Raw genomic sequence first — 8,457 nt, 5'->3', positions numbered from 1 at the left:
CGGGGGTCAGGAGGTTGTGCCCCAGCATGATCGCCAGGGCGACGCCGATCAGGGCGGGGCGCGGCAACCACAGCAGCCCCGCCAGGGCGATCATGCCGAGGCCGATGGCCCAGATCACCTGAAGGTAGAGGATCGGCGGCACCGGGCTGCCCGTCCAGGCGATGTTCACCAGGGTGAGTTCGAGCAGCACCAGGATGAGGCCGCGCCGGAGCAGGAACAACGAGGCTTGGGCGTGGTCGCCGTGCCGCTCGGCGTAGAGGCTGGCCGAGAGACCGGTGAGCAGGACGAAGACGGGCGCGCAGAGATGCGCGGCCGTCCGGGTCCAGAACAGGCGCGGGTCCGTCGTCGCCAGGTTCATGGGATCGGCGACCTGGGCGTGCACGTAGAAGAAGTCCCGCACGTGATCGACGAGCATGAGCAGCATCACGAGGCCGCGCAGGGCGTCGATGGAAGCGATGCGCGCGGTCGTGCGCGCGGCGACCCCGTCGGTCTCTCGGAGCGTCAGGAGCGGAGCCTGCGTTCCCGCCATCAGAACCGCACCGAGACGGTGCCGGTGAAGCGGCGCGGCGCGCCGGGATAGACGCGGAACACGTTGAGCGAACTCTCGTAGATCTCGGAATCGAAGATGTTCTCGACGTTGAAGCCGAAACGGATGGCCTCGTAGCGGTAATAGGCCAGCGCGTCCGCGACGACATAGGCCGGCAGGGTGAAGCCGGTGCCGCCCGCGTCCCCGGCCCGCTCGCCGACCCCGCGCACGCCGCCGCCGATCCCCAGACCCGCGTAAGGCCCGGACTGGACCTCGTAGACGGCGAGCAGGCTGCCGCTGTGCCTGGGGATGTTGATGAGGGGCGCTCCCACCGGCAGGACGTTGTCCTTCGTCACCACGGCGTCGGCGTAGACGTAGCCGCCGATGAGGCGCAGCTCCGGCGAGATCTGACCCGTGGCCGTGAGTTCGAATCCCTGGCTGCGCACCCCGCCCGCCGCGAGCGAGAACCCGCTGTTGTTGGGGTCGGGCGTCAGCACGTTCTCGCGTTCGATGCGGAAGGCTGCCCCGGTGAGGCCGAGCGCCCCGCCGTAGAGGTCGAGCTTGGCCCCGACCTCATAGCCGAGGCCGGTCTCCGGCGCGAACGGCACCCCGCCCGAGGCCGCCGCCGCATCGGGGCCGATATTCGGCCGGAAGCTTGTGCCGACGTTGGCGTAGAGCGAAAGCTCCGGCAGCGGCTGGTAGACGAGACCAGCGCGGGGCGTCGCGGCGGCGTAGGTCTGCTCCACGTCGCTGCGCGGGATGCGCTCGCGGAACGACTGCTCGAAGAAATCGAACCGGACGCCGAGCAGGGCCTTCCATTCGGGGCTCAGGGCGATCTGATCCTGGGCGTAGAGCGCCGTGTTCGTCACCCGTTCGAGGTTGTTGCGCGGGATGGTGAGGGGCGGCAGGGGCTGACCGTAGCGCGGGCCGTAGATGTCGATGGCGAACGGGTTCTGACGAAAATTCGAGCGCAGGTAGACGACGCGGCTGTCGGTGCTCTCGCGTTCGAAGCCGAGGAGCAGGGTGTGGGCCAGGGGGCCGGTGGCGAAGCGCCCGACCACCTCGGCTTGGCCGATGGCGGTGTCCCAGCGGTAATCGCGAAAATTGCGGTCGCGGGAGACGGTCCGGTTGTCGGCCGCGATGGCGCGGATCTCGGCGGATTCGCCCTCGAGCGTGCCCGTGTTGAAATGCGCGCCGAGGCGCATCTGCCAGTCGGCATCGAAGCGGTGCTCCAGGCGCACCTGCAGGGTGTTGGAGGTCTGCTCGGTGCTCTGGCCGGGCTCGCCGAGGAACCGCGAGATCGGCAGGAAGCCGAGCTGCTTGTTGATGGCGATGACGCCGCGATCGAACACGATGCGGTTGCGCACGAACTCGGTCTCGACGGTGACCTTGGTGTCCGGCGTGATCTGCCAGCTGAGGGATGGCGCCACGAACAGGCGGTCGCCGTCCACGAAATCGCGAAAGCTGTTCTGGCGCCCGCCCGCGAAGTTGAAGCGGTACTGGACGGTCTTGTCCTCGTTGAGGGCGCCCCCGGCATCGACGGTCCCACGGAACTGCTCGAACGAGCCCCACAGGCCGCCCATCTCCACGAACCGCTCGGCGGTGGGCTGCTTCGTGATGATGTTGACCACGCCGCCCGGATCGCTGCGCCCGAACAAGGCGCCGCCCGCCCCCTTCAGGACCTCGATTCGCTCGACGTTCTGGGTATCGGGCGGCGGCGGGTAACCCCGGTTGATGGCAAAGCCGTTCTTGAAGATCTCGGACGTCGTGACCCCGCGCACGGCGTAGCTGAATACAGTCAGGCCGCCGAAATTGTTCTGCTGCGCGACCCCGGGCGTGTAGTTGAACACCCGGTCGACCCGTGTGGCGTTGAGGTCGGTGATCACCTCGCGCGAGGCCACCGTGACGACCTGAGGCACGTCGCGCTGGGGGGTATCGGTCTTCGTGCTGCTCACCGCCCGGGCGGCGCTGAAGCCCGGCGTCGGTCCGATCAGCCCGATGGCGCCCTCCGGCACGTTGAGGCCGATGCCGGTGCCCTCCACCGTGAGGGTCTCGAGCGTCACCGCCGCCTCCTCGGCGCGGGCGACCGGCGCGAGGGAGAGGACCGTGAGGGCGGCGCCGAGGCGCAGGCCGTTTTCCAGGAGCATCGTATCTGGTCTCGGGTGGGATTGGCGCCGGTCCGGCCCGACGGGCAGGGGGATCCCCGCCCGTCGCCCGTGACCTGAATTGATATACTGTTACATATCCAGGCTTGGCCGTACAAGCCAGAGGTGAGGCGGGTCACGCCGGCCGTGACCGGCGTGCTCTGGAGCCCGGCCGCGTCTTCAGGCAGAAAGCGGCGATGGAACGGTGCTCCCCTCTTCCCGTCGGCTCGATCCCGCAACGCCGTGCCCTCACCGCCGCGCGCGCCGCACCGGGTCGAACGGACCGGTGCGCGCGGGCATGAGCGAACGCGCCGCCCTCCTCCTCCGTCGTGCCGCCGCCCTGGAAGAGAAAGCCGCGCGGTTGCGCGGTCGCGCCTTGGCGCTCACCGAGTCGCCCGAGACCGGTGAGCAAGCGCCGGCCACCCGCGACGGTTTCGGCCGGCTGGCCATCATCGGAACCGATCGCGACGGATTCGTCACCGACTGGAATGCCGGCGCCGAGCGCGTCTTCGGCTGGTCCGCCGAGGCGATGCGCGGCCGCAGCATCGCGAATCTGTGCGCGTCGGAGGACCACGGCGCCGATGACGGGCGCTGGCACCTGCGCGCGGACGGATCCCGCTTCTGGGCCTCGAGCGAAACGATGCCCCTGCGCGACGCGGGGGGCGAGACGATCGGCTCCGTGAAGGTTCTGACCGACCGCACCGAGGAGCACCGGACGGGATACGCCCTGCGGGCCGCCGAGGACCGCCTGCGCCGCGCCCAGGAAGCCGGCGGCATCGGCCTGTTCTCCGTCGGCATCGACGACGGCATTCTCTATCCGACGCCGGAATTCTGCCGCCTCTACGGCCTGCCCGAGCGCGAGAGCCATCCGGCCACGTCGTTCGAGGCCCTGGTTGTGCCCGAGGACCAGCACCTCGTCTCGACGGCGGAGAGCCGCAGGCGAGGCGAGCCGCCCCGGGATGTCGAGTACCGCATCCGCCGGCCCGATACGGGCAAGATCCGCTGGATCGCCCGCAGGGGCGAGATCGAGCGTGATGCCGACGGCCGTCCGGTCCGGTTCGCCGGGGTGGCGCGGGACATCACCGAGCAGCGCGCGGCCCGCGATGCCCTGGCCCACAGCGAGGCCCGCTACCGCGCCCTGTTCGAGGCCGTCGACGACGGCTTCTGCATCATCGAGTTCGTCGACGGCCCGCATGGTCCCGCGAGCGACTACATCCATGTCGAGGCTAATCCCGGCTACGAGCGGCATACGGGCATTGCCGGCGTCGTCGGAAAGACGCTCCGCGACATCGCACCCGCCGAGGCCGACGGCTGGCTCAGGCTCTATGGCGGCGTGCTGCGGACCGGTGAGCCGCTGCGGTTCGAGCGCGCGTTCCCGGCCGCCGGGCGTCATATCGAGGTGTCCGCCGCCCGGATCGAGCCGGCGAGCCGGCGCCAGGTCTCCGTGCTGTTCCGGGACATCTCGGCGCGCCGGCAGGCGGAGGACGCCCTGCGCGCCAGCGAAGCCGTGGCCCGGGAGAACATCGAGCGCGTGCAGCTCGCCCTGGCGGCCGGGGCGATCATCGGCACCTGGTTCTGGGACCTGCCCACGGATCGGTTCAGCGTCGACGAGGCTTTCGCCACGAGCTTCGGGCTCGACCCCGCCGTGGGGCGCGAAGGCCTGAGCCTGCTCCAGGTGATCGAGACCGTCCATCCGGACGACCGGGCCGGCCTGACGGACGCGATCGCGGCGGTGATCGCGCGCGGGGGAGCCTACGCCCACCAGTACCGGACGCGGCGCGCCGATGGACGCTACTACTGGCTGGAGGCCAACGGGCGTGTGGACCATGCGCCGGATGGCACGCCCCTGCGCTTTCCCGGCGTCCTCATCGACGTCGAAGAGCGACGGGCCGGCGAGGCGGAGCGCGAACGCGTCACGGAACAGCTGCGCAGTCTCAACGAGACCCTGGAGCAGCGGGTCGCCGAGCGCACGGCCGAACTCATGCACGCCGAGGAAGCCCTGCGCCAGTCGCAGAAGATGGAGGCCGTGGGGCAGCTGACCGGGGGGCTCGCCCACGACTTCAACAACATGCTCGCCGGGATCGTCGGGTCCCTGGAGCTGATGCAGTCCCGCATGCTCCAGGGCCGGACGGAGTCCCTCGAGCGCTACATCACCGCCGCGCAGGGCGCGGCGCGGCGCGCGGCGGCCCTCACCCACCGCCTCCTCGCTTTCTCGCGCCGGCAGACCCTCGCGCCGAAGCCCACGGACGTGAACCGGCTCGTCGAGGGCATGGCCGACCTCGTGCGCCGCACCGTCGGGCCGGCGGTGTCCGTCGAGGTCGTCGGGGCGGGCGGCCTCTGGTCGACCCTCGTGGACCCGAGCCAGCTCGAGAACGCCCTCCTCAACCTCTGCATCAATGCCCGCGATGCCATGCCGGATGGCGGCCGCATCGTGGTCGAGACCGGCAACCGCCTGTTCGACCCGCAGGGCGCCCGCGAGCGGGATCTGGAGCCGGGGCAGTACGTCTCGCTCTGCGTCTCGGACAACGGCACCGGCATGACGCCGGACGTGGCCGCCAAGGCCTTCGACCCCTTCTTCACCACGAAGCCCATGGGCGAAGGCACGGGCCTCGGGCTGAGCATGATCTACGGCTTCGCCAAGCAGTCGGGCGGCCAGGCCCGGATCACCTCGGAGCCCGGGCGGGGCACCCGGGTGTGCCTCTACCTGCCGCGCCATCTCGGCGAGGCGGACGGGGCGGAGCCGATTCCGGATCTCTCGGAGGCGGCCCGCGCCAAGGTGGGGGAGACCGTGCTGGTGGTCGACGACGAGCCGACGGTGCGCATGCTCGTCACCGAGGTGCTGGAGGATCTCGGTTATGCGGCCATCGAGGCGGCCGACGGGGCCTCCGGGCTGAGCGTGCTGCAATCGGACATGCGCATCGATCTCCTCGTTACCGATGTCGGCCTGCCGGGCGGCATGAACGGGCGCCAGATGGCGGATGCCGCCCTGGTCTCCCGGCCCGATCTCAAGGTGCTGTTCATCACCGGCTACGCCGAGAATGCCGCCCTCAATCACGGGCACCTCGCCCCCGGCATGCAGGTCCTCGTCAAGCCGTTCGCCCTCGAAGTGCTCGCGACCCGCATCCGCGGCCTGATCGAGGGAGCCTGAGGCCGGCGCGAAGCGCCGGTGCGGGCGCGAGGCGCCGGTGCCGGCGCTGGGGCGCCGGCCCGGATCGACGGTCGGCGTCAGGCCGGACGGCGGCCGTCGGCGGCGTACTGGTCGATGGCCGTGGGAAGCTCACGGGACAGGCGGGACAGGAGCGCCGCGCGGCTCAAGCCCGTCTGCTGCGTGAGGTGGTCCAGGGTGTCGGAGCCGATGGCCCGTTCGAGGTCGGCTTCGGGAATGTCGCGGTTGGGGCCGTGATTGACCCAGGAATTCGCCGTCTCGCCGTGCCCGCCCTTGGTGAAATGATCGACGAGTTCGCTCAGGCCGCTGGCGATCAGGCCGCCGATGCCGGCCGTGCCGACGCCGCTGAGGAGGTTTCCGAGGCCACCGGCCCCCGACGGGGTCGACGTGGTGTTCGGGATGGACGGAACCGGAGACCGTGACTGGGCGCCGTGGCCCTGCAGCAGTTCGGCGAGCTTGTCGCGGTTCTGGTAGCCGGCCACGGCCAGCAGGCCCAGGAGCGCCGTCATCGAAGGGTAGCCCTTGCTCATCGTTCGTTCTCCGTCGTTGTGGTGCCACTCGGTCCGGGCGGCCATCCGCCCGGGGTTTCGCCGTCAGCCCGCCGCGGCGGCTTCCGTCGATGCCGTGCGCGCGGCCAGGTCGGAGATGTCCGACACATGCTGGCTCGCCGCGATGGTGCGCTTGACCGTGGAGCGGGCGGCATCGATGGCGATGGCCGCCGCCGACATGGTCCTGGCCTGAGTCGGCCGCTCCAAGGCGTGGCGGGCGATGTCGCCCGCGAGGTCGTCGATCTCCCGGGCCAGCCGCTCGAGGTGAGGGCCGGCGGGGCTGTCCTGGGCCTCCCTGCGGATTTCCAGCAGGCGGTCGGTCGCCTCCTCGATGCGCTCGCGGCGCAGGCGCGACAGGCGCTGCCCGACCCAGGCCACCGCCGAACCGATGCCGCCGCCGAGGAAGGCGACGAGGTAGATCCAGGTCTCGTAGCGCTCGATGAAGCCCTGCTGCTCGCGCTCGAAGAAATCGACGGCGCCCGGATGGTTGGGAAGCCGCGCGCTCGTCGCCTCCGCGGTGCTCTCGTATTTCGGGGCCTGGATGTAATCGGCGGCGGGCGTGACGTTGGCCATCCCGCTGCGCAGCTCGAACAGGTGCTGGGTCACGTCCGCCGCGACGGACCGCGACAGGGAGGTCCGGGCCATGAGGCGGTAGGAGGCGCCCACCGTGTGAACGTCCTCGCCCGGAACCTTCGGGCTCCCGCCGAAGGTTTCCGCCGGCATCGTCACGGACTGGAGGCGCGGCAGGCGCGCCACGATGGCGTCGGCGTTCTCGACATCGACGAAGGCGACCTTCCTGTTCCGGCTGATGCCCTGGACGATGCCGACGATGCGCTGGGCCGTGGGCGAAGTCGGTGCGATCACCGACACCACGGCGTCGATGCGTTTGGCCGTGAACGCCGCCGCGAGGTCGGATTCCGCCATCTCCACCAGGGCGACGTGCCGGGGCGGCACGGGACCCGGAACGTCCTTCTCGAGGAGCGTCAGGCCGTAATGCTCGACCATGGCCTTGATCAGGGTCTGGTCGGCGTCGCGATGGGCGAGGATGGCGAGGCGCTTGCGGTCGAGGTCGGGAAAGCGGGTCAGGCCGGAGGCCTCGGGCGAGGCGATGATCATGGCCTGGTCGCGCAGGATCGCGAGGGTCAGGCCGTTGTCGGGGAGGTCGACGTCCGGCCGGACCACGGCGAGGTCGGCCCGGCCTTCCTGCAGGGCGGCGGCGCTGTCGCGCACGTCGTCCAGAAGGAGAACCTTGAGGCGGATTTCCTTGTGGCGCCGGGCGAGGGCGTCGGCATAGGCCTGGATCAAGGCCGGTTCCGTTCCGTCGCGCGGGGCGACGGCAACGGTCAGGACGGTGGCGCGGGACACCCAGTAGGCGGCCCCGGCCGCCGCGGCCAGGAGGACGGTGAGCAGAAGGAACACGATTTCCGGACGCAGGAGCAGCCTGGCGAACTTCATGTCCTCTCGTTCACCCCCTCTTGCCGTGCGCCGCGAGTGTCACGGTGCCGGACTATTCTGCTGGCCGTCCGTCAGCGCGTGCGGCGCGCCGGGGTCGTGCCGCGCCCGTTCAGGCGACGCCCGACGAGGGCGATCACCTTGGGCAACAGGTAGGCGGTGAGGAGTTTGCGGATCATCGGTTCTTCTCCGGAAGGGTGGGGTCAGCGGCTGGGGCGCGAGAGCCAGCCCACCGCGAAAGCGATGGCGGCGAGGCCCACCAGGGTGGAGGCGCGGTTGCCATCGGCGTAGCGGACGGCCTGGCGGCCGTAGGCCGTGCCGCGCGCGCGGACGTCATCGACGAGGTCGCGACCGTCGTCGAGGAGGTGTTCGGCGCGGCTGCGCGCCGCCCGGGCGAGGTGACGGCCGTCTTCCGCGAGGTCCTCGGCGCGGTCGCGGGCGCGGCCATAGGCGTATTGCGCGCCGCCGGCCACCTGATTCACGGCACCGCGCACCTGACGGCCCGGATCGCCCGTGAGGCTGCCGAGGGCGGTCTCGGCACGGCCCTTGAGATGGCGGGACGCGCCCTGAAACTGATCGCGGTTCATGGAATTCTCCAGTGTTCTCGGAACGATGCGAGGG

At 70.7% G+C, this 8,457-nt stretch carries 6 protein-coding genes; 1 reads left to right on the top strand and 5 read right to left on the bottom strand.

Going from position 1 to position 8,457, the window contains the following annotated elements; genetic code table 11:
- Both MFF01_RS17550 and MFF01_RS17545 read right to left on the bottom strand, forming a co-directional pair.
- Window positions 1-529 (bottom strand): acetyltransferase domain-containing protein (locus MFF01_RS17550; protein WP_238227399.1); only part of this gene is annotated, 529 nt, incomplete at its 3' end.
- A complete protein-coding gene (locus MFF01_RS17545) occupies window positions 529-2,673 on the bottom strand; it encodes a TonB-dependent siderophore receptor (protein ID WP_238227398.1) in 2,145 nt (714 codons plus the stop codon). The genes MFF01_RS17545 and MFF01_RS17550, both read right to left, overlap by 1 nt.
- Window positions 2,674-2,968: 295 nt before the next feature.
- Between MFF01_RS17545 and MFF01_RS17540 the strand changes: the two genes are divergently transcribed.
- Complete coding sequence (locus MFF01_RS17540) at window positions 2,969-5,818, top strand: PAS domain-containing hybrid sensor histidine kinase/response regulator (RefSeq protein ID WP_238227396.1); 2,850 nt, start codon at window positions 2,969-2,971, stop codon at window positions 5,816-5,818.
- Window positions 5,819-5,895: 77 nt separating this feature from the next.
- Here MFF01_RS17540 and MFF01_RS17535 read toward each other — a convergent pair whose 3' ends face one another.
- From MFF01_RS17535 to MFF01_RS17525, 3 genes are all read right to left on the bottom strand, one after another.
- Complete coding sequence (locus MFF01_RS17535; RefSeq protein WP_238227394.1) at window positions 5,896-6,366, bottom strand: YidB family protein; 471 nt, start codon at window positions 6,364-6,366, stop codon at window positions 5,896-5,898.
- Between the two features lie 63 nt (window positions 6,367-6,429).
- Window positions 6,430-7,839 (bottom strand): TAXI family TRAP transporter solute-binding subunit, encoded by a 1,410-nt coding sequence (locus tag MFF01_RS17530; RefSeq protein WP_238227392.1) that lies wholly within the window; start codon window positions 7,837-7,839, stop codon window positions 6,430-6,432.
- 200 nt (window positions 7,840-8,039) lie between these two features.
- Complete coding sequence (locus MFF01_RS17525; RefSeq protein ID WP_238227390.1) at window positions 8,040-8,423, bottom strand: CsbD family protein; 384 nt, start codon at window positions 8,421-8,423, stop codon at window positions 8,040-8,042.
- Between the last annotated feature and the right edge of the window lie 34 nt (window positions 8,424-8,457).

This window comes from Methylobacterium adhaesivum (genome assembly GCF_022179065.1).
Classification (GTDB): domain Bacteria; phylum Pseudomonadota; class Alphaproteobacteria; order Rhizobiales; family Beijerinckiaceae; genus Methylobacterium; species Methylobacterium adhaesivum.
This window is presented reverse-complemented; position numbering and strand designations above follow the sequence as displayed.